At 68.1% G+C, this 21569-nt stretch carries 17 protein-coding genes and 1 pseudogene; 4 read left to right on the top strand and 14 right to left on the bottom strand.

Annotation, left to right across the window (positions count from 1 at the left end):
* Positions 1-23 precede the first annotated feature (23 nt).
* On the bottom strand, positions 24-1172 hold the full coding sequence (locus EVU97_RS00110; protein WP_129662510.1) for an alpha-hydroxy-acid oxidizing protein: 1149 nt from the start codon (positions 1170-1172) through the stop codon (positions 24-26).
* Positions 1173-1362: 190 nt separating this feature from the next.
* On the opposite strand from EVU97_RS00110, the gene EVU97_RS00105 reads away from it, so the two are divergent.
* Positions 1363-1962 (top strand): hypothetical protein, encoded by a 600-nt coding sequence (locus EVU97_RS00105; protein WP_129662507.1) that lies wholly within the window; start codon positions 1363-1365, stop codon positions 1960-1962.
* 57 nt (positions 1963-2019) lie between these two features.
* Here the strand turns inward: EVU97_RS00105 and gdhA are convergent, their stop codons facing one another.
* The 8 genes from gdhA to EVU97_RS00065 all read right to left on the bottom strand — a co-directional run bounded on the left by gdhA (position 2020) and on the right by EVU97_RS00065 (position 12724).
* Positions 2020-3369: an NADP-specific glutamate dehydrogenase gene (gene gdhA / locus EVU97_RS00100; RefSeq protein WP_129662505.1), complete on the bottom strand. Its 1350-nt coding sequence runs from the start codon at positions 3367-3369 to the stop codon at positions 2020-2022.
* Positions 3370-3427: 58 nt separating this feature from the next.
* Positions 3428-4192, bottom strand: coding sequence for an NAD-dependent deacylase (locus tag EVU97_RS00095; RefSeq protein WP_129662503.1), 765 nt, complete (start codon positions 4190-4192; stop codon positions 3428-3430).
* 99 nt (positions 4193-4291) lie between these two features.
* The gene (locus EVU97_RS00090) at positions 4292-6349 is read right to left on the bottom strand and encodes a multicopper oxidase domain-containing protein (protein WP_129662500.1); all 2058 of its coding nucleotides are present in this window, start codon (positions 6347-6349) and stop codon (positions 4292-4294) included.
* Positions 6350-6666: 317 nt separating this feature from the next.
* Complete coding sequence (locus EVU97_RS00085) at positions 6667-7107, bottom strand: anthrone oxygenase family protein (RefSeq protein WP_129662497.1); 441 nt, start codon at positions 7105-7107, stop codon at positions 6667-6669.
* Positions 7108-7269: 162 nt separating this feature from the next.
* Positions 7270-8430 carry an acyl-CoA dehydrogenase family protein gene (locus tag EVU97_RS00080; protein WP_129662495.1) on the bottom strand — a complete coding sequence of 387 codons (1161 nt, stop codon included), beginning with the start codon at positions 8428-8430 and terminating at the stop codon, positions 7270-7272.
* A gap of 22 nt (positions 8431-8452) precedes the next feature.
* Positions 8453-9295: a CaiB/BaiF CoA-transferase family protein gene (locus EVU97_RS00075; RefSeq protein ID WP_129662493.1), complete on the bottom strand. Its 843-nt coding sequence runs from the start codon at positions 9293-9295 to the stop codon at positions 8453-8455.
* Positions 9292-11490, bottom strand: a complete 2199-nt coding sequence (locus EVU97_RS00070) for a 3-hydroxyacyl-CoA dehydrogenase NAD-binding domain-containing protein (RefSeq protein WP_129662491.1) — start codon at positions 11488-11490, stop codon at positions 9292-9294. Before EVU97_RS00070 ends, EVU97_RS00075 begins: the two co-directional genes overlap by 4 nt.
* A 13-nt stretch (positions 11491-11503) precedes the next feature.
* Positions 11504-12724, bottom strand: coding sequence for an acetyl-CoA C-acetyltransferase (locus EVU97_RS00065; RefSeq protein WP_129662489.1), 1221 nt, complete (start codon positions 12722-12724; stop codon positions 11504-11506).
* A 287-nt stretch (positions 12725-13011) separates the two neighbouring features.
* On the opposite strand from EVU97_RS00065, the gene EVU97_RS00060 reads away from it, so the two are divergent.
* Complete coding sequence (locus EVU97_RS00060; RefSeq protein ID WP_165357814.1) at positions 13012-14703, top strand: AMP-dependent synthetase/ligase; 1692 nt, start codon at positions 13012-13014, stop codon at positions 14701-14703.
* A gap of 65 nt (positions 14704-14768) precedes the next feature.
* Entirely contained in the window at positions 14769-15485 is a 717-nt protein-coding gene (locus EVU97_RS00055; RefSeq protein WP_205744825.1) for a MerR family transcriptional regulator, read from the top strand.
* 145 nt (positions 15486-15630) lie between these two features.
* On the opposite strand, the pseudogene EVU97_RS00050 reads toward EVU97_RS00055, so the two are convergent.
* Positions 15631-15828, bottom strand: a pseudogene (locus EVU97_RS00050) (HigA family addiction module antitoxin); the annotation flags it as partial.
* Positions 15829-16385: 557 nt separating this feature from the next.
* The gene (locus tag EVU97_RS00040) at positions 16386-16745 is read right to left on the bottom strand and encodes a DUF5997 family protein (RefSeq protein ID WP_129662482.1); all 360 of its coding nucleotides are present in this window, start codon (positions 16743-16745) and stop codon (positions 16386-16388) included.
* A gap of 57 nt (positions 16746-16802) precedes the next feature.
* Between EVU97_RS00040 and EVU97_RS00035 the strand changes: the two genes are divergently transcribed.
* A complete protein-coding gene (locus EVU97_RS00035; RefSeq protein ID WP_129662480.1) occupies positions 16803-17483 on the top strand; it encodes a LysR substrate-binding domain-containing protein in 681 nt (226 codons plus the stop codon).
* Positions 17484-17872: 389 nt separating this feature from the next.
* Here the strand turns inward: EVU97_RS00035 and EVU97_RS15400 are convergent, their stop codons facing one another.
* From EVU97_RS15400 to EVU97_RS00020, 3 genes are all read right to left on the bottom strand, one after another.
* Positions 17873-18217: a DinB family protein gene (locus EVU97_RS15400; RefSeq protein WP_129663173.1), complete on the bottom strand. Its 345-nt coding sequence runs from the start codon at positions 18215-18217 to the stop codon at positions 17873-17875.
* Positions 18218-18383: 166 nt separating this feature from the next.
* Positions 18384-19556 (bottom strand): low temperature requirement protein A, encoded by a 1173-nt coding sequence (locus EVU97_RS00025; protein WP_129662478.1) that lies wholly within the window; start codon positions 19554-19556, stop codon positions 18384-18386.
* Between the two features lie 96 nt (positions 19557-19652).
* Positions 19653-20447: an aldo/keto reductase gene (locus EVU97_RS00020; protein ID WP_240730068.1), complete on the bottom strand. Its 795-nt coding sequence runs from the start codon at positions 20445-20447 to the stop codon at positions 19653-19655.
* Positions 20448-21569: the final 1122 nt, after the last annotated feature.

Raw genomic sequence — 21569 nt, 5'->3', positions numbered from 1 at the left:
CTCGTCGCGGCGCGTTCGTTCGGTCACCGAGCGAGCGCGCCGCGGTGTATCTCGGCCACAGACGCGTGACCCGTCAGCGCCATCGTGAGGTCGAGCTCGGCGAGGGTGTGCTCGACGACGGCCTGCACCCCTTCGGCGCCCGCGAGCGCCAGACCGTAGACGTAGGGCCGCCCGAGGATGACGGCGTCTGCCCCGAGCGCGAGCGCCGTGAAAACGTCCGAGCCCGAGCGCACCCCGGAGTCGAAGAGCACGGTGAGATCGCCGACCTCGTCACCCAGGCTCGCGAGGACGTCGAGCGAGGCGACGGCGCCATCGACCTGCCGGCCGCCGTGGTTCGACACGACGATGCCGTCGAGCCCTTGATCGGTGGCGAGGCGCACGTCGTCGATGCTCTGGATGCCCTTGAGCAGGATCAGGAGCGACGTCCATTCGCGCAGCTTGGCCAGGTCGTCCCAGGTGAGACCGCTCGAGGGGAACACGTCGAGGAACGTCTCGACCGCGGCGCGCGGCAGCGGCGAACGGAGGTTCTCGCGCAGTTCGCCCGGGTAGTGCCGGGCGCTCGACACCAGCGAGCGGGCCGCCGCGGACGTCGGACGTTCGGTCGGTCGGGCCGATCCGCGGGCTGCGCGCTCCTCGACCCGCGCCATGAAGACCGGGTCGCTGAGGTACTGCGCGAGGCCCTGGCCACGCGCGAACGGCAGGTGCCCGAGGTCGAGGTCCTCGGGCCGCCACCCCATGAGGTGCGTGTCGAGCGTGACGACGACTGCCTCCGCACCGAGCGCCTCGGCGCGCTGGACGAGCGAACGGGCCAGGTCGTCGTCGTTGCTCCAGTACAGCTGGTACCAGTGCGGCGTCTCGTCGAGTTCGGCGGCGACCTCCTCCATGGCGACGCTGGCTTGCGTCGAGTGGATCATCGGCGTCTGTGTGGCCACGGAGGCCTTCGCCACGGCGCGCTCGGCCTGCGGGTGCGCCATTTCGAGGACGCCGATGGGCGCGAGCAGGAGCGGGTGCGCGTAGCGACGGCCGACGAGGTCGACGCCGAGGTCGCGTTCACGCACGTCGCGCAGCATGCGGGGCACCGAGCGGTAGCGCCCGAAGGCTTCGACGTTGGCGTCGTTCGTGCGTCCCCGTCCCGCGCTGCCGTCGACGTAGGCGAACGCACGATCGCTCATCGCCTTGCGGGTGGCTCGCTCAGTCGCCCCGGTTCGACGGGAACCACCGGGGTGCGTCCGTGGACACCGGCGCCGTAGATGTCGCCCTGAATCCTGCGTCCGAGGTTGATCGCGTCCACGCCACCCACGGTAGAAGTCCCTCCCCTGCAACGGGGCCGCAGGCGCTTACCGCTTCGTTAGGTTGGGAGGCATGAAGGCGCGCCCCGAGATCATCGACGCCCACGTGCAGGAGCTGTGGCGTACGGGCGCGACGCGTATCGCGTCGAGCACCGGCAAGTTCGTGGCGTGCATGGTCGGCGCGCTCGGTTTCACGGCCATCGGCGGCGCCGGTCTCACGGTCGTCATCGGCGAGCGCGGCGTGCTCGGCGCGTTCACGAGCACACCGGGCTCGTGGGTGTGCCTCGTCGCGGTGCTGTTCTTCGGGGTGCTCGGCATCCCGTCGTTGACGATCCAGTTCCTACGTCGCCAAACGCTCGTCATCGAACGCGAGGGGGTACGCGTGCTGCGCGGCGATGGGCGCCAGGTTGCAGCCTTGGCGTGGCAGAACGTCGCTGAGGTCAGCCAGTTCCGTCACCGGAGTACGTCGATGACCAACTGTGTCCTCACACCCGAGGCGGCCGATCTCCGGCGTGCGACGTCGGGGGCGGTCGCGCGGGGCCTGGCCCGGGCCGACGCGGCAGTCGTCGGTACCCAGGTGTGGACCGTGCCGACGATCTTCAAGTACCAGCGCGAGCTGCCCGAGATCCTTCGGGCGGCGCTGCACGGCTACCGCACCGGTTGGCGGCTGTAACGCGCAGAGCCCGCCCGAGCGCGAGGTTCGAGCGGGCTCTGCGGCGAAGCGTCCGGGTCAGACGACGCCGAGGGCGAGCATCGCGTCGGCCACCTTGACGAAGCCGGCGATGTTGGCGCCCTTGACGTAGTCGCCGGGCACGTCGAACTCGTCGGCGGTGCTCTGGCAGCGCTCGAAGACGCCCTTCATGATGGTTTCGAGACGCTTCTCGGTGTGCTCGAACGTCCACGAGTCACGCGAGGCGTTCTGCTGCATCTCGAGAGCGCTGACGGCGACACCGCCACAGTTGGAAGCCTTGCCCGGTGCGAACAGGACGCCGGCCTCCTGGAGGATGTCGGTGGCGTCCGGCGTCGTGGGCATGTTCGCGCCCTCGGCGACGGCGATGCAGCCGTTCTTGACGAGCGTCTTCGCCGCGTCCGCCGACAGTTCATTCTGCGTGGCACACGGCAGCGCGACGTCGCAGGCGACGTCCCAGATCGAACCGTCGGCGACGAACGTCGACTGCTTGCGCAGGTCGGCGTACTCGCTGATGCGGGCGCGCTTGTTCTCCTTGAGGTCGCGCACGATCTCGAGGTCGATGCCTTTCTCGTCGACGACGTAGCCGCCGGAGTCGCTCATCGCGATGACGGTGCCGCCCAGCTGGGCGACCTTCTGCGCGGCGTAGATGGCCACGTTGCCGGAGCCGGAGATGACGACCTTCGTGCCGTCGAAGGAGCGGCCCTTCGTCGCGAGCATCTCCTGGGTGAGGAAGACCGTGCCGTAGCCGGTGGCTTCGGTGCGCGCCGCGGCGCCGCCCCAGGAGAGGCCCTTACCGGTGAGCACGCCCGCCTCGTAGCGGTTGGTGATGCGCTTGTACTGGCCGAAGAGGTAACCGATCTCGCGGCCGCCGACGCCAATGTCGCCGGCCGGGACGTCGGTGTACTCACCGATGTGGCGGTAGAGCTCCGTCATGAACGACTGGCAGAAGCGCATGACCTCGGCGTCGCTCTTTCCCTTGGGGTCGAAGTCGGCGCCACCCTTGCCGCCGCCGATGGGCAGGCCGGTGAGGGAGTTCTTGAAGATCTGCTCAAAGCCGAGGAACTTCACGATGCCGAGGTAGACGCTCGGGTGGAAGCGCAGACCGCCCTTGTACGGGCCCAGGGCCGAATTGTACTCGACGCGGAAGCCGCGGTTGACGTTGACGCGGCCCTGGTCGTCGACCCACGGCACGCGGAAGATGATCTGACGCTCGGGCTCGGCGAGGCGCTCGATGATGCTGGCCTCGACGTAGTCGGGGCGGCGTTCGAGCACCGGGCCGAGGCTCATGAGCACCTCGTCCACGGCCTGGTGGAACTCGGCCTCACCGGGGTTGCGCTTGAGGATCGTCTCGCGGACCGGCTCGAGCCGGGGGTGCAGAGTCGGGGACATGGCGTGCCTCCTAAGCGCCGACGGATCACGCCGACGGATCGTGTGGGGTTTTGATCGATTATGCCGTGTTCTCACGAAGAGCCGTGAGCAGCGCGGGTAGGGCTTCACCCGCTGGGACGCGCCATGTGGCGGTGGCGATGTCGCTGAGGTCGGTCTCCTCAGGGTTGATCTCGACGACAGGAACACCGCGGTGGTGCGCCATGATCGGCAGGCCGGCTGCGGGGTAGACGATCCCGGAGGTACCGATGACGAGGACCAGGTCGGCGGAGAGCGTCGCGGCCTCGGCTCGTTCCAGAGCATCCTGCGGGAGTGCTTCGCCGAACCAGACGATGCCGGGCCGCACGAGGCCGCCGCAGTGGACGCAGACGGGCGGGTCGAGGCGCTCGACTGGTTCGGTGAGCGTTTCGCCGACGGCGTCGGCGTCCTGCCCGCAGCGGGAGCAGCGCAACGCGAAGATGCTGCCGTGCAGGTGGGCGAGCACGTCGCTGCCCGCGCGTTCGTGCAGGTCGTCGACGTTCTGGGTGACGACCCACAGGTGAGCATCGCCGGCCTCGCTCCACTCGGCGAGCGCCCGGTGCCCAGCGTTGGGCTGGGCGCGGGTCATGAGCGTCATGCGCCAGCGATACCAGGCCCAGACGCGGGCCGGGTCTGCCTCCCACGCCTGCGGGGTGGCGAGTTCCGAAGGGTCCTGCTGCGCCCACAGCCCGGTCTGTGCATCGCGAAAGGTGGCGAGACCGCTCTCGGCGCTCATTCCGGCGCCGGTCAGAACGGTGATGTCATGCGCCACTTCGGCGAGTTCGACGATGTCCGGGGGAACACGCATGGAGCCCACGGTATCGGGGCCGCGCCCCGATACCGAACGCCCGGCGTTCCACGAGGGTGGGGGTGTGGACCGTCGTCAGCACACACCCCCACCCCTCGCTCAGTGGTGACCGCCTGCGTGGCCCGTGTGGAAGGCGAGAATCGACTTCGGCAGCACGACGAACGGACGCATCATCGTGTGGTCCTCATGGTCGAGGATGTGGCAGTGGTACATGAAGCTTCCTGTCGCACCGGCGAACTGGCCGAGGATGCTCACCCACTCCCCGCTCTTGATCACCCAGGTGTCCTTCTGACCGGCGTCGATGGCATCGATGGCACGGCCCGGCGCGGGTGTCGGCAGGGGCGCCGGGGTGGCAGCCAGCTCCTTGTCGAAGCCCTTCACCGCACCGTTCTCGACCTCCCACTGGCGGCGCGAGATCATCTGGAAGTCGGTCATGTGGATGTGCAGCGGGTGATCGGGGCCGCCGAGGTGCAGGATGTTCCACACCGCCCAGTCCTGCTCTGCGAAACGGATCGTCGTGGTGTCGTCGAAGAGCTTGGCGACCGGGCGCAGCGTGACGACTTCGCCGTCGCTGCCGGTCACCCGCACGATGTCCGGGGTGTCGATCGGTAGGTAGCCGTCGATCTGCTCCATTTCCCACATCTGCGGGTGCACCGCGCCGCGGATGCGCGATGGGATGATCGCCACCCAGGCGTGCGCGTGATGATCGACGGTGCGCCCCTGGCCGACCTCGAGGACCCCGTCTGGGCGGTGCACCCAGCGCGAGTACCCCTTGTCGAGTACGGGTGGCAGGACGAACGGGTCGCGCACGCGTCGCCGGTCTACGACGAACTGCATGACGCTCGCCTCGGCCTGGCCCTGGCCCGCGTCGATCACGGTGCCGCTCTCGTTCCTCAGTTCGACCGTGCGACCGCGCAGGGCCGAGAAGTCGACGAGGACGTCAGCTCGCTCACCCGGTCCCATCTCGAGCACGCCACCCTCGGGGCGGGCGGGGGCACCGAGGAAGCCACCCTCGGTGCCGATGACGACGAGCGCGTCCTCGATCCGGTTCCGTGCGAAGGCCGGATCGGTGCTCAGCACGGGCTCAGCGTCCGGGCGCTCGTCGGTGGTGTCGTGCAGCGCCAGCCGCATGACACGCGAGTTCGAGGCATTGAGCAGCCGCAGGCGGTACCAGCGCGCGTCGACGTTCGTCGTCGGCCAGATCTTTCCGTTGACGAGCGTGTAAGGGCCGATGAACGGGATCTCCCCCGGGTTGCCCTGCTCTTCGAAGCCCGCTTGCTTGTACAGCACGCGACCGGTGAAGCAACCTCGCTCGTCCGTCTCGAGGTTGCGGTCGGTGATCGCGAGCACGAGCTCCGCTTCTCCGCTCGGGAGACGGAGTCGTTCTTCCCGTTCGTCACGGATGAGGTAGAAACCGGCGAGCCCGGCGTGCACGTTGTACCGCGTCACGGCCATCGCGTGGTCGTGGTACCAGAGCGTCCTCGCCGATTGCTTGTTCGGGTAGGCGCACCGGGTGACGTTGCCCGGAAGCGCCATGTTGTGGGCCCAGCCGTCGTTGTGCCCGTCCGTGAGGGCTCCGTGCAGGTGGACGACGGTGGCCGCCGTCAGCTCCTTCGTGCCCTCGATCCGAGGGAAGGCGCCCGCTGCCGGGTCGGTGCCGACCCGTCCGCCCGAGATCAGTGCCCCCGGAATGTTCGGGTTGCCCCCGCTCGAGGGCACCCGCACGACGTCGAACGGTAGATGCAGGGGGCCGTCCTCGTCACTCAGGCAGTTCTCCCAGTCGATGCGCGCCTCCCTGCCGCTGCGGACCTCGATGGTCGGACCGGGCATCGAGCCTTCGTACGTCCACGCCACCGTGCGAGGCAGATCGGCATGCAAGCGCACGAAGGCCTTCTCGGCGCGGATACGAATGGGCTGTTCGCCGAACCGTCGCCACGCCCGGATGACGGGCGGCTGCGGCAACCGGTCCTTGAACTTGGCGAGCCCGAGCGGGGGCTTGCTCTTCTCTCGTGCGTACCCTTCCGGGACGCTCAGCCGTTCGTCGACGCGCGGTGCCTCACTCGGTTCGACCTCCACCGGTGGCTGACTGCCCGTGTGGGCCAGGTCGGCGTACTCGGGTGAGTCGATCGGTGGTGTCTGGTTCTCGATGGTGCTCATGGTGTTCCCTCCCCTGGGGGCCGCCCTTCTGCGACCCGGCATCGGTATGACGCTCAGCATGGGGAGCCCGGTTCCTTTGTGTCTCCTCCGGGAGAACGCGGGCTGCAGGCCTGCGCATCACACGTGAACGTCCGGAGGTGGTTCGAGCCGCTAGGGCTCTTCGCCGCTCGAAACACCTCCGACGCAACACGCCGCCGCTCGAGCGGGGCCCGTCGTCGCCCCGCCGACCTCGTACGGGAGGCCGGTCGGTGCCGACACCGCAATCGAGCGGTTGTCCCGCCAGCGTCCTCGTCGATCACGTGACAGGTCGAGGCCGCTTACAGGTCCGTCACGACTCCCACGACCATCAGCACGAAGCCCACCAGCTGCAGCGACGCTCGTACCAGCTGAAAGACGTCCCATCTCCGGCGCATCGCGATGAACCCCTCAGGCGCGGCCTTCCCCTCGATGCGGCCGGTGCGGGCATTGATGGGCACGTTGCCGACGATCGTGACGACGAGCGCCACCGCCAGACTCACGGCAGCGGCGATCAACCAGCCGGTGGGGCGCGCCACGGCCACGCTGACGCCGAGCACGACGGCAGCCGTCATTCCCACCGGCATGACGCGGCCGAAGGTCTTCAGCAGGCACTGTTCGAAGGTCAGCTGATCGTCCGGTGACAGCTTGCGAATGACCGGGTGCACGAAGGCGGCGGAGCCGAACTCCGCGGATCCGACAAAGCCGACGACGAGAATCGCGGCGATCTCGAGCAGGTGCATGGCGGGCTCCCTCCGAGCGCGACGGCGCAGAACAACTGAAGCGGGTCCTTCTACTATCGCCTCCCTGAGTTCGCCTCTCCGGCTGCCACCCCGCATTCCCACCGAAAGCTGGGGCCGACTCCGATGAGGAGTCGGCCCCAGCGTCGAGCGGGAATCACGCCCTCACAGCGAGCGGGCGATGAGTTCCTTCATGATCTCGTTCGTTCCGCCGTAGATCTTCTGCACCCGCGCTGCCGCGTACAGACGCGCGATCGGGTATTCGAGCATGTAACCGTATCCGCCGAACAGTTGGAGGCAGCGGTCGATGACCTCGACCTGCTTGTCGGTCGAGTGCGCCTTCGCCATCGACGCGCTGGCGGCGTCGAGCGTGCCGGCGACGTGCTGCTCGATGCACCAATCCACGAGCGCACGGGAAGCACGCGTCTCCATCAGGCACTCGGCGAGCACGAAGCGGGTGTTCTGGAACTTGAGAACCTCACGACCGAACGCCTTGCGCTCCTTGACGTACGCAATCGTCTCCCGCAGCGCGAGCTCGCTGGACGCGACGGCGGCGACGGCGATGGTGAGACGCTCCTGGGGCAACTGCTCCATCAGTTGGATGAAGCCCTGGTTGAGGCCCGCCTCACCGCCGAGGATGTTCTCCTTGGGCACCCGCATGTCGCTGAAGAAGAGTTCACGCGTGTCCTGGCCGGGCATGCCGATCTTGCTCAGCACGCGCCCACGCGAGAACCCTTCGACCTTGTCGACCTCGACGCCGAGCAGCGACAAGCCCAAAGCGCCCTCGTCCCCCGTGCGGCACACGACGAGGACGAGATCGGCGTGCGAGCCGTTCGTGATGAACGTCTTCGCACCGTTGACGACGTAGTCGTCACCGTCGAGCTTCGCCGACGTCTTCAGAGCCTGCAGGTCGGAACCGGCGCCCGGCTCCGTCATCGCGATGGCCGCAACCATCTCTCCGCTCGCCATGCGCGGCAACCACGACTTCTTCTGCTCCTGCGTGCCGTACTTGAGGATGTAGTGGGCCACGATCGTCGAATGAACGCTGTTGCCGAACGCGTCGTCGCCGGCCCCTGCCTGCTCCTCGAGGATGATCGCTTCGTGCGCGAAGGTACCGCCACCGCCGCCGTACTCCTCCGGGATGGAGATGCACAGCAGCCCGGCGTCTCCGGCCTTGTTCCAGAACTCGCGGTCGACCTCGTGGTTTTCGGCCCATTGCGCCTGATTCGGCTTCGACTCGCGCTCGAAGAAGGTGCGAGCGAGCTTGCGCAGGTCGTCGAGCTCCTCGTTCAGCCACGGGGAGCGATAGGGCGTCATCGTGAACATGTCAGATGCCTCTCGAAGGTTGTCAGGGGGTGACGACTGCGGCGAGCGGGATGTCGCGCTCGCGCGCCCATTCCTGCCACTCGTTCGCCGTCTTGGTGCTGAGCACGTCGGCGAGGCCGGTGCCGTCGTCACTCACCGTCTGCAGGGCTTCTAGGAGGCGCTTCCAGAAGTGGCCCTCCAGCGCCGCGACGGCGACGTAGCCGTCCGAGGCCGGGTAGAGGCGGTACTGGGGCAACGCGCCACCGAGAACACCGCCGGGCACGGTGAGCGCGTGGCGCACCGGGGCAGCGAAGTCGGCCGCGACGTCGCTCAGCGCGACCTCCTCGTACGACCCCTCACCCGTGCGGGCACGGGCCACGAGCGCCGCGGCCGCCGCGGCGGCGGCACGCTCGCCGCCGCCGAGGTCGGCCATGAGCACGCGCGGCATCGACGGCGCATCGAGTGTGCCGTAGCCCGCCTGGTACGTCAGATCGTGGCCCGCGAGCTCCGCCTCCTCACCCGGGTGGCCGACGATGGCCACCTGGATGAGCTTCGGTAGACGTGCGTGGATCTCGTCCCAGCCGAGTCCGAGCTTTGCCAGCGCGCTCGGACGCGCCGACGTGAGGAGCACGTCGGCGCCCTCGAGCATCGACTCCAGCTCGGCACGACCGTCCTCGTTCTTGAGGTCGATCGTGACGATCCGCTGGCCGCCCGTGAGCTCGGCGTAGTAATCGGGCGCGCCGAGGGCGAGGAAGTCGCCGTTCGGCGGCTCCACCTTCGTCACGCTCGCGCCGAGCACGCTCAGGCGATGGGCAGCCGCCGGGCCGGGCAGGTTGGGGGCCAGACTGACGACGACGACGCCGTCGAGCGGTTTGTTCCCAGTCATTCGACGAGACCCTTGCCCGCGTTCGCGCGCTCGGTGAGCCACTGCGACGGGCGGAAGCGCTCGCCGTAGGCGTCGGCCAGCTCGTTGGCGCGGGCGACGAAGCCCTTCATGCCACCCTCGTACGTCTCGATGAACCGCGCCACGCCGCCCGTGTTGGCGGGGAAGCCGATGCCGAAGATCGAGCCGATGTTCGCTGCGGCCGTCGAAGTGATGACGCCCTCCTCGAAGCAGCGGGCCGCGTCGATGGCCATCGCGAAGCGGTAACGATCCTGCAGGTCGGAGTACGGCGTGGTGACGTCGCTCTTCGTGTATGTCTCACGCAGCTGGGGCCAGAGCTTGCCGCGCTTGCCGTCGGCGTAGTCGTAGAAGCCCTTGCCGGCCGCGCGGCCGGGGCGGTCGTGCTCGTCGAGCATCGTCGCGAGGACATCGAGACCGGCCGGCTCGGGCACCTCGGCGCCCTCGGCCGCGGCAGCCTTCTTCGTCTCCTCGGCGATGTGGCGCGGCAGCGACAGCGTCACCTCGTCGAGCAGCGCCAGCGGTCCGGTCGGGAAGCCCGCCGACGTGCCGGCTCGATCGATCGACATGGGGTCGATGCCCTCCTCGAGCATCGCCGGGCCCTCGAGCACGTATGTGCCGAAGACACGGCTCGTGAAGAAGCCACGGCTGTCGTTGACGACGATCGGCAGCTTGCCGATCTGCTGCACGAGGTCGATGGCGCGCGCCAGCGTCTCATCGCTCGTCTCCTCGCCGACGATGATCTCGACGAGCTTCATCTTGTCGACGGGCGAGAAGAAGTGCAGGCCGATGAAGTCCTTCGGGCGCGTGACGCCCTTGGCCAGACCGGTGATCGGGAGCGTCGATGTGTTCGAGCACAGGAGCGTCTTCTCGTCCACCTGCTGCTCCGCCTCGGCGAACACCTTGGCCTTGAGCTCGGGGTCCTCGAAGACGGCCTCGACGATGACGTCGCAGCCCTTCAGGTCGGCCGCGTCGGTGGTCGGCGTGATGCGAGCCAGCACCTCGTCGGCAGCTTCCTGCGTCATCTGCGAGCGGGAGACCTTGTTGTCGAGGATCTTCTTCGAGTAGTCCTTGCCCTTCTGGGCGTTCTCGGCGCTGACGTCCTTGAGGACGACGTCGACGCCTCGTGAGGCGCAGGCGTAGGCGATGCCGGCGCCCATCATTCCGGCGCCGAGCACGCCGACCTTCTTCGCCTTCGACCTCTCGACGCCCTTCGGGCGCAGCGAACCCGCGCCCAGCGCCTGCATGTCGAAGAAGAACGCCTGGATCATGTCCTTGGAGTTCTTGCCCGCCACGAGCGTGGCGAAGTAGCGCGATTCGATGCGAGAGGCGGTGTCGAGGTCGACGCCCGCCCCCTCGACCGCAGCCGACATGATGGCGCGCGGCGCCGGGTAGTCGGCGCCCTTGAGCTGCTTGCGCAGGTTGGCGGGGAACGACGGCAGAACGGCGGCCAATTTCGGCGACGACGGCGCGCCACCGGGCAGACGGAACTTCTCGCGGTCCCAGGGCTGCTTGGCGGCCTCGGGGTCGTCTGCGTTCTCGAGCACCCAGGCGCGCGCGGCGGGCAGGAGCTCGTCCTTCGTCGCGACGACAGCGTGGATGAGGCCCTTCTCCAGGGCGCGCTTCGGGTCACGCTGCTGCCCCTGCAGCAGCCAGTCCATGAGCGCGCTCTGGAGGCCGAACATGCGGACCGTACGCGTCACGCCGCCGCCACCGGGCAGAAGGCCGAGGGTCACCTCGGGCAGGCCGAGCTTGACCGAACGGTCGTCGACGGCGACGCGATAGTGGGTGGCGAGCGTGATCTCGAGACCACCGCCGAGCGCAGCACCGTTGATGGCGGACGCGACCGGCACGCCGCAGGTCTCGAGGCGACGTAGCTGGCTCTTGACCTTCTCGACCATGTCGAAGGCCTCATGAGCCTGGTCGGCCCGGATCTTCTGGATGCCGACGAGGTCGCCGCCGGCGAAGAACGTCTTCTTCTTCGATGCGACGACGACGCCCTTGACGGCACGCGCCTCGATGTCCTTCTCGAGTTGGTCGACGACGTCACCCATCGCGTCGATGTAGCGCTGGTTCATCGTGTTCGCGCTGGCCTCGGGGTCATCGAGCCAGATGGTGACGACTCCGTCGGCGTCCTTCTCGGAGTAGACGGCCGCGTTGCTCGTGGTCTGTGCATTCATGGTGTGTGATCCCTCAGATCTTCTCGATGACCGTGGCGATACCCATACCGCCGCCGACGCACAGCGTCACGACGCCGTACTGCTTGTTCTGACGGTGCAATTCGTCGACCAACGTTCCGACGAGCACGGCACCGGTGGCGCCGAGCGGATGGCCCATCGCGATGGCGCCCCCGTTGACGTTGACCTTGTCGTGGGGGATGTCGAGTTCCGCCATGACGTTCATCGGCACCACGGCGAACGCCTCGTTGATCTCCCACAGGTCGATCTGCTCAGGTGTGAGGCCGGCGATGTCGAGCGCCTTGCGGACGGCGGGCGTCGGGCCGGTGAGCATGATCGTCGGGTCGGCTCCACTGACGGCGGTGGCGAGGACGCGGGCGCGGGGCGTGAGGCCGAGCTCCTTGCCGGTGGCTTCGCCACCGATGAGCACGAGGGCGGCCCCGTCGACGATGCCGGAGGAGTTGCCCGCGTGGTGGACGTGGTCGATGGCTTCGACCTCGTGATACTGCTCGAGCGCGACGGAGTCGAAGCCTCCGAGGTCACCGATCATGGCGAACGACGGCTTGAGCTTCGCGAGACTCTCCGCCGAGGTGTCTCCCCGGACCGTCTCGTCCTTGTCGAGGATGGTCATGCCGTTCGCGTCCTTGACGGGAACGAGCGCACCGTCGAAACGACCCTCGGCTTGAGCGGCCGCGGCGCGACGCTGGGATTCGACGGCGTAGGCGTCGACGTCGTCGCGGCTCCAGCCGTTTCGGGTGGCGATGAGGTCCGCGCCGACACCCTGAGGAACGAAGTTCGTGGCGAAGGCGGTGGCCGGGTCCATGGGCCAGGCGCCGCCGTCCGCGCCCATGGGCACGCGCGACATCGACTCGACGCCGCCGGCGACGATGAGGTGCTCGAAGCCGGAGCGGATCCGTGCGGCGGCCTGGTTGACGGCCTCGAGGCCAGAGGCGCAGAAGCGGTTGAGCTGAACGCCGGCGACCGTGTTCGGCAGGCCCGCAGCGAGCGCGGCCGTCTTGGCGATGTCCATGCCCTGCTCACCGATGGGCGTCACGACGCCGAGGACGATGTCGTCGATGCGGTTCGGATCGAGGTCGGGGTTGCGCTCCTTGAGCGCGTCGATCAGGCCGGTGACGAGGTCGATCGGCTTGACCTCGTGCAGGGAGCCGGAGCTCTTGCCCCGGCCGCGCGGGGTGCGAACGGCATCGAAGACGAACGCTTCGGGCTGGGCTGTCATGGAACTCTCCTCAGTGGGGATGACATCAGGCGGAGGTGGTGGAACCTCATCACGTGAACGACCCTAACACTGACAGTGTCAGTGTTAGGGTCGATGACGTGACATGCCTCACAAACACCTGACGAGGGACGAGTCCATGACCGCCAGCCCGCGAGCACCATCACCGCTGCGTCCGACGGAGGCCCGCTGCCGCCCCTGCCTCATCCGAGCCTCGCGCACCTGCTGCAGTGGCGCGCGGAGCAGAGTGTGAACAAGGTGTCCTTCACCGCGACGCGAACGACGCCTGGGTGAGCGAGACATGGGCCGACACCGGCCGTCGTGCGCGCGTCTTCGCGGCGGCTCTCATCGACCTGGGGCTGCAGCACGGCGAGCGCGTGGCGATCATGTCCGGCACGCGTTACGAATGGCTCTGGTGCGACTACGGGGCCATCTGCGCCGGGGGCGTCAGGACGTCCGTCTACCCGTCGAGCCTTCCCGCCGACGTCGAGCACATCCTGAGCGACGCGAGTGCCCGCGTCGTCGTCGCCGAGAGCGCGGCACAGATCGATGCCCTTCGCGACCTGCGTTCGGCCCTGCCGGAGCTCACGGTCGTCATCAGCCTCGACGGCTCACGCGAGGGTGACTGGCTCGTCCCGCTCGAGGGCGTGGTGAGCCGCGGCGAGTCCGTGCTGGCGGCGCAGCCCTACGAGGCGTTGACCGGGGACGACATCGCGGCGATCCTCTACACCTCCGGCACCACCGGGCGCGCCAAGGGCGTGCTGCTCACGCACCGCAGCTGGAACGCAACGCTCGAATCCCTCATCGCCGTCGATCTGCTCCACGAGGACGACGTCACGCTGCTGTGGCTGCCGCTCGCGCACGCCTTCGGCAAGGCCCTCTCCCTCATGGCCGTTCGTGCCGGCTACCTCACCTACATCGACGGCAACCTCGACCGCATCGCGAGCAACCTCGACGAGGTGAAGCCCACCTTCATGTGCTCCGTGCCCCGCATCCTGGAGAAGATCCACGCCCGCGTGAAGACGGGTGCCGAGGCCAGCCCGGTGAAGCGTCGCCTCCTCGATTGGGCTGCGTCGGTCGCGATGACGACGCAGGAGTTGGAGACGACCGGGGAGCGCGTGCCGCGCAAGCTGGGCGTTCAGACGAAGGTGGCCGATGCCCTCGTGCTCAAGAAGATCCGTGGGGCCTTCGGTGGACGTCTGCGCTTCCTCAGCTCCGGTTCGGGGGCGCTCGACCCGGCGATCGCCAAGTGGTTCGGCGGCGCCGGCATCACGGTGCTCGAGGGGTGCGGACTCACCGAGGCCGGGTCGACGACGAGCCTCAACCGCATCGGCGAGGTGGAGTACGGAACCGTCGGCAAGCCGCTGCCGGGCACCGAGGTGGCCTTCGACACCGACGGCGAGATCCTCGTGCGCAGCGCCAGCGTGATGAAGGAGTACCACGGCAACCCCGAGGCCACGGCCGAGACGTTCGCCGACGACGGTTGGCTGCGCACCGGTGACGTCGGCATGCTCACCGATCGGGGCAACATCCGCATCACCGATCGCAAGAAGAACGTGTTCAAGACGGCGAACGGCAAGTACGTCGCACCGAGCGTCATCGAGGCGCGCTTCATGGCCGTGTGCCCGTACGCGGCACAGTTCGTCGTCGTCGGTGAGAGCCGCCGGTTCGTCGTCGGACTCATCGCGCTCGACCCGGTCGCGATGAAGGATTGGGCGCAGGAGCGCGGCGTCACGTACAGCGACTTCGCGGAGCTCATGCGCACCGACGAGGTGCAAGCGCTGGCGCAGGGCTACGTCGACGAGCTCAACCTCGACCTCAACAGGTGGGAGCAGATCAAGAAGTTCGTCCTGCTCGACCGGGAGCTGACGATCGAGGCCGGCGATCTGACACCCAGCATGAAGCTGCGGCGCAAGGCCGTCGAGCGCAGCTTCGAGGGCGACATCGCCGCACAGTACGTCGAGGAGAGCTCGCACCAGTGACGACGTCAGCACTCCAGCCCGTGCGAAACTGGGGTGTGAATGATTGGGCGGCGCAGGCGTACACGTTGAACGAGCTGGAGGAACGCTCCGGTGTCGCTGCCCGCAACATTCGCTTCTACACGGGCCGGGACATGCTTCCGCCGCCACGCCGCGAGGGTCGCATCGCCATGTACGGCGCCGAGCATCTCGTGCGTCTGGAGCTCATCCGCGAGCTCCAGGCACACGGCTTCACCCTCGCTGCGATCACGAGCTACCTCGCCAAGGTGCCGACGGACGGTTCGCCGGATGCCATTCGCCTCCACCGCACCCTGCTCGCGCCATGGATGTCGGACCGACCCGAGACCTTGGAGCGCGCGGAACTCAGCGAGCGTGCCGGACGACCGCTGAGTGAAGACGACCTCGAGGTGCTCGCCGCCATCGGCATCCTGGAACCGACGGCCGATGAGACGTTCGAGGTCTCCCCCACCCTGTTGTCACTCGGCGTGCAGATGCTCGATTTCGGGTTGCCGCTCCGCGCGGCTCAGCGCGCCCAGGCCAGCATCGAACGTCACGCGCGAGCGCTCGCGGAGGAACTGACCGACATCTTCCGCGAGGACGTCTGGCCGGCGTACAAGGCGACGGGCGTGCCCGCCGCGGACGTGCGGGACTCGGTGAACAGCTTCCGGCCCCTCACGGTCCAGAGCTTCGTGGCTGCCTATGAACGCTCCGTCGACGAGAACAAGCGCGCAGCGGCCGAACGCCACCTGCGCAGGCCCCGCCCAGCGAGATCCAGCGACCGCTGAGGCCGGTGCGTTCGCCGTCGCCAACAGATGTGATCACTGGTTGGACCGCGATCGTTTACGCCTCGCCCCAGAAGGCACGCCACCCGCACGTGACGGCGCGCTCGTCGAACGTCGCCGGATGGCTCCCCGCAGCGCCGCGAGGCCAGGCGACGTTCAGAGGGGTGATCGCGGCGATCTGCTCGCTTCCGCGGTCCTCCGCACGATCCAGTTCGTAATGGCTCTGGAGGTTGACCCAGAACTCGGCTGATGTGCCGAAGTACTTCGCGAGCCGCAGGGCGGTATCAACGGTGATACCCCGCTTGCCGTGCACGATCTCGTTGATCCGACGCGGCGGAACACCGACACGTTTTCAACAGCGGATCCGAAGGCCGTATCGGCGCCTTGCCGAGCACAATCGGCGGATCGCTGGCCCGCCGAGTGTCCGTATGTCCTTTGCCGCCGAGGAGACGTAACTGATCGCGTACGGCACCGAGCAATCTCACCGGTCAAACTCGCGCAGGAACTCCTCGCGGCAGCCTCGACCCACCGCCTGGAAGCGGCAACAGCTCCCGAACGCTTCATCCTGACCGCATGCTCACAAGACTCCGGCGTGTAGTGCTTGGGCATGACCCGATTCGCCTTCTGGAAGGTCGGGAACCAAACCCAGGCGCTTCACGTCGAGCGTCACCGCTCCCCAGGTATGCGAACGTTGAGCACACGACTCAGGCCAGGCAGGCCAACGGCCGGCCGCCGTTGTAGGTCACCATGTCACCGAGCGCGGCCGTCACGTCGATCGGGCTCCCCGTTCGGCGCCGTCGAGTTGCCCGTACGCAACGCGCAGGTTCTCTCGGAGTTCCGGGCGAGGGCCGGCTTCGGCCAAGCCCGATCACGACCGCTGCCGGACCACCCGCTGTCACGGGCTCAGCCCTTCTGCTGTTCCTTCAGCCTGGCGTTCTCGGCGATGACCTTGCGGTGAACCTGACGCTCGTGGACGAGCCATTCCGGCGGGTCGGTGAGGAGCTCCCCGACCTGGTCGGCGTTCAACGGTTCGGTGACACCGCTGCGCCGCAACCCCGAGTGGGAGATCCCCAGCTTCGCAGCCGTGACCTCACGCGGGAATGGACCGTTGCGACGCAGGTCGGTCAGCCATGCGGGCGGGTCCGCGCGCAGGGCGTCGAGTTGCGCACGCGTGATCGGGGTGTTCTGAAAGTCTTCCGGCGCGGCGGTCAGCAGGATGCCGAGCTTCTGGGCTGCCGTGGACGGCTTGAGGGTCTGACTCACCCGAAGAGCGTATGCCACACCGACTCCTCGAGCATGCGAGGGCGGTAGCCTGCCCCGGTGAGCGAGAACAACCCCGAGGTCGCGGCACTACGGATTGGGAAGGTGCGCGGCGTCACTCTCACCAAGTGGCAGCGGGTGTGGGGCGAGCGCTTCGAGGCTCCCCTCGCCGTGAGCGATGTGGCCGACGCCGAACAGCTCGTCGGCCTGCGCGACGGAAGCCTCGACATGTGCTTCGTGCGTCTGCCCATCGACCGAGAGGGTCTCCATGCGATCCCGCTCTACGAGGAGCAGATAGTGGCGTGGGTATCCAAGGAGCACCGCATCTCGGCTGTCGACGACGTGAGGCTCGCAGACCTCGAAGATGAGCAGGTGATCACCGAGCTCAACGCCGCAGCAACAGATCTCGTACTGGGCGGCGCTGTGCTGGTCGTGCCGATGTCCATTGCCCGCGGTGCCAGCCGGCGCGACCTGACCTACCGGCCGATCATCGACGCTGAACCCGCCCCAGTCGCCCTCGCCTGGCGAATGGACGATGAGAACGCATGTCTCGAGGACTTCATCGGCGTGGTCCGAGGCCGCACGGTCAACAGCTCGCGAACGACCCAGAATGGGCCTGCCTCCCCGGCCCGCGGTTCCGCCGAGAATGATCGCGGCAAACCCACCCGCACGTCCGCGAACCGCGCGAGCTCCCGCGACGGCCGACCGTCGGCGACAAAGAGAAAGCGGAGGGGCCGCTGAGCGACCCTTCGACCTGGAACCCGTCGGCCCAAATCGAACAGCGCCTCATACGTCGCCGTGCCGCACCGGGGCCGGCGGGCGGCCAGCATGAGACTCACGCGCGTCTCCTCGACGCCGACGGGAGCGGGGGTGCGGAGGACGGTGGTGGCCTGGCCGGCCGGAAAATCCTCGCGCGGGTGAGCGAGAAGCATCCAGGCGGCACTCCCACCGCCGCAGTCAGGGACTGATGCGGCGACGACCGTGGTCGTTCAGCGCCCCTGGGCCGCGACGTCATCGAGGGCGTCCAGGTCGCGCAGGGCGTAGCGCAGGTGTTCCCACTCCTCCTCGAGGATCACGTAAAAGCACGAGCGCACCGTCTCCGGATACTCGGGGCTCCACGGGTGGCGGCGTTACTCGTCCAGGCCGGCGTCGTCCACGGACGCCAGGAACTCGCGGACCTGGGCCAGGCGCTCGGACCGCACCGCGGGCATCTCCTCGTAGGGCGGGGGCGTGGACGCGAAGAAGGCGAGGTCGACACCATCGTCCTCCCAACCCGCGCGGGGCTGGCCGAGCGGGTGGAACGGCTCCTCGGCGCCCTGAATCCCCCGGCTCAGCCAGGCGCCGGTCGCGAAGACGAGGTGGCGCAGGGTCTGGGAGAAGCGCCACTCTCCCTCGACCGAGACGTCGACTGCGCCGTCCGGGAGCGCCGATGCGCGGTCGGTCGTCTGGCGCCATGAGCCTTTTACGCGCCCCAGGCCCCGCGCAGTCCCTCGGCGTCCTCAGCGCGCCGCTGCGTCCCGCAGGCCCCTGCCGACAAAGCGGCACCCTTGAGCTTCAGCGAGTCGGGAACTGCGGACACGTCTTCGACGGTGCCAGCCGACCCCTGGATTCATTGTCAGACACGCCCTAGGCGTTCCGGCCTCAGTGGACTTGGCCGGCGGCTGCGGGACCGATCCGCGGCCGTCGCACGAGTTCGCACATCAGGCGCAGGGCGCCGACCGCGGTGAGAACCGTCAACACTGACCATGCGGGCATGATCAGTGCTGGCGGGATGATGAGCAGGGATGCGGCCGCCGTGAGGAGGCGGTCCGGCACGAGCTGATGGTGATCGCGCCATCGGTAGGCGACATCGGCGGCGTAGAACAGGCCCACCCCGCCACTGAGGGCGATGGCCGGCAGCAGCGGTAACGGGTCGAACACGTGCTCAAGCGCCACGCTGGCGCCGAAGCCGAAGAAGGCGACCCCGGCGACCAGGGGAAGGTGGAGGTAGCTGTAGGCGTCGCGGGCCAGTCGGGCGCGTTCGGGCCCGTCGGCGTCTTTGAGGCGTTGCTCGGCGCCGGCGGTCAGACCGAAGTAGGTCCACCACAACGAGGCGGCGATCAGGACTCCGAGGACGGCGGCGGCGAGCACGACCGGTTGCTGCAGGTGCTCGCTGGCCCCGGTGCCCAGCCCGACGACGGCTTCACCGAGCGCGACGATGATGATGAGGCCGTGGCGCTCGACGAAGTAGGAGGGCACTACCCGGAAAACCCCGACCCCGGCGACCAGGGGTCCGCCGAAGTCGATGATGGCTGCGCCGATCCAGAGCAGCTCTCGGTAGGGGGCCGGGAAGGCGGCGGTGACGGCGATCAGGACTGGTGCGATGAGCAGGCTCGGGGCCAGCCGCAGGAGGCCTGCGCGGAGGTGTTCGTCGTCGTGGGAGGCGTCCACGACGAACAAGACCAGGTGGATGACGCGGATGGCGAGCAGGGCAAGCCCGAAGACGAGGGCTCCGGTGCTGAACGCGGTCGGGAGTGCGCTTGCGGCCAGCAGCATCGCAGCCATGGCGGCGATGACCAGGCAGCGAAATACCACCCGATTCGTAGTGAAGGTGTTGGTGAGCCACGTGTAGCAGACCCAGGCCCACCACACCGCCAGTAGGCCGAGCACACCATGACCGAAACCCCGCCACGAAACGTCGTCCCGCACCAGCTCGGTCAGCTGCGCCATGGCGTACACGAACACCAGGTCGAAGAACAGCTCTAGCTTGCCCACCGACCCGCTGTCGCTGTCCCGCGAGTCGGCCTCGCTGCCCGGCTCAGAGTTCTCTGACATCCGCGAAATCATCCTCTTTCAAGCCCGACAACTCCCATCCTCACCGACGGTGCTGCCGCGCTGTCCGGACCAACCGGGCTGCGCCCTTGGTCAGGGTCACAGCATTTCTAGTGGTCGCGGTCCGCTCGGGGGCGGGAACGCACGGTCCAGAGCATCCAGGTCTTCGCGGGTCAGCTCCACGTCCAGTGCTGTGGCGTTGTCTCGCACGTGCTGCGGGCTGCTCGCCTTGGGGATCGTGCAGAGCGAGTCGCGGCGCAGCACCCAGGCGATGGCCGCCGCCGCGGCGCTGACGCTGTGACGCGCCGCGACGTCGTTCACTGTCGTGTCGTGAAGGATGCGGCCCTGCTCGATCGGCGAATACGCCATGACCGGCAGCTGGTGGTCGGCGCACCACGGCAGGAGGTCGTACTCCGGTCCTCGCCGCGACAGGTTGTACAGCACCTGATCCGTGGCCAGCCCGCTGCTGCCCGGCACGTCCTGCAGGTCGGCGAGGGCCCGGTGGTCGAAGTTGCTGACGCCCCAGTATCGGATTTTCCCGTCCTCGACGAGCTGTTGGAAGGCCGCGACGGTGTCCTGCAGCGGGTACCTGCCCTGCCAGTGCAGCAGGTAGAGGTCGATCCGATCGGTGCCCAGGCGTTTCAGGCTGCGTTCGCAGGCCGCGATCGTGCCGGAACGGGAGGCGTGGGACGGAAGGACCTTGCTGACCACGAATGCTTCGTCGCGGCGACCCGCCAATGCTTCACCGACCACCTCCTCCGCGCCGCCGTCGCCGTACATCTCGGCGGTGTCGACCAGCGTCATGCCCAGCTCGAGGCCGGCGTGCAGCGCGGCGACCTCGTCGCCGCGGCGGCCGGGGTCCTCTCCCCAGCCCCAGGTGCCCTGGCCCAGCACAGGGATGGACTCCCCGCTCGGCAGCGTTATCCGTCGCATCCGCGATCACTTCCTTCTGGTTGTCCTGAGGTGGGACGTGGGCTGCGATCCTCGAAGGGCCGGCGCGTCCGAGACCGGTGCTGGCTTACTGCGTGGGTCATCGGTCGACTTGGAAGACGGCCCGGACGCAGCTCATCTCATGCGCTACCTACCTCCAGGAGGGTTGGAGCTACCGAGGTGCCGGGTGTCGAGCTGCTAGTCAGCCCCGCCTGCGCCATGTGGCGTACCGGGCTGCTCACGAGCAGTTTCCGGCGTCGGTGGACTGAACAGTACTCCCACGGCGAAACAGAGGGAAGAGATCATCGGGTGAGCGGCTGGTGACCAGGTTCCCGTCTCGAGCCACCCCCATGGTCCACCACATTCGCGCCGGTGTTGCGCAGGTCGGTGCGGATGCTGGGGAATGAGGTCAGGGTCCAGCCGGTCACGAGACGTTATGGCCCTGCTCGGTCTGCCCGACCACCCCACTTTCCGCCCCCGCTCGCCAGTACTGGCCGCGGCCCCGCGCGATGCTCGGCGGACCGCGGACCTCGTTCCTGCTGCCCGCGCCAACCGAACCCGGCGGCTACCTGCGCGTCATGGCTCTGGGCATGCCTCAAGACGCTCCCCGCCACCTGAGCCTGGTCGTCGTGCTCTCACCCTGCGAGGACCTGCACGGGCTAGCCCACCGCGAGCTCGAGGTTCTTGGCCTGCTGATCGCCTGTCAGAGGCATCGAACATTTCACAGGACACGCGGCGAACTCTTCGCCGAACCGGATGATCAGCGGGGTCTGCGAAGAATAGTCCTCGCCCGCTGGCGGGTGCCGTCGTCGCCGGTCAGTACATCTGGGACGGCTCCAGGTCGATGCGCACCTCGACCAAGCTTGTAACCGGCCCGGGTCGAACGCCGCCGCCATCGGGGTATTGACCGCATCTGTGGTCGCGGTAATTCGTCGAGCTCCATCCCCGATATGGAATCGGGTGATGCACTCGAGGATCTCGTCTACGTAACCGTGGCCGCGGTGCTGTGTTGTACGGCGGATCGATGTAGATGCATTTGACCTGGCCCGCGTAGGACCCCAGCAGAGGCTTGAGCGCATCTAGTGA

It is taken from the genome of Dermacoccus sp. 147Ba (assembly GCF_004151355.1).
In the GTDB taxonomy this organism is placed as follows: domain Bacteria; phylum Actinomycetota; class Actinomycetes; order Actinomycetales; family Dermatophilaceae; genus Dermacoccus; species Dermacoccus abyssi.
The sequence above is the reverse complement of the archived record's forward strand: the minus strand, read 5'-3'. Positions and strand labels throughout refer to the sequence as shown.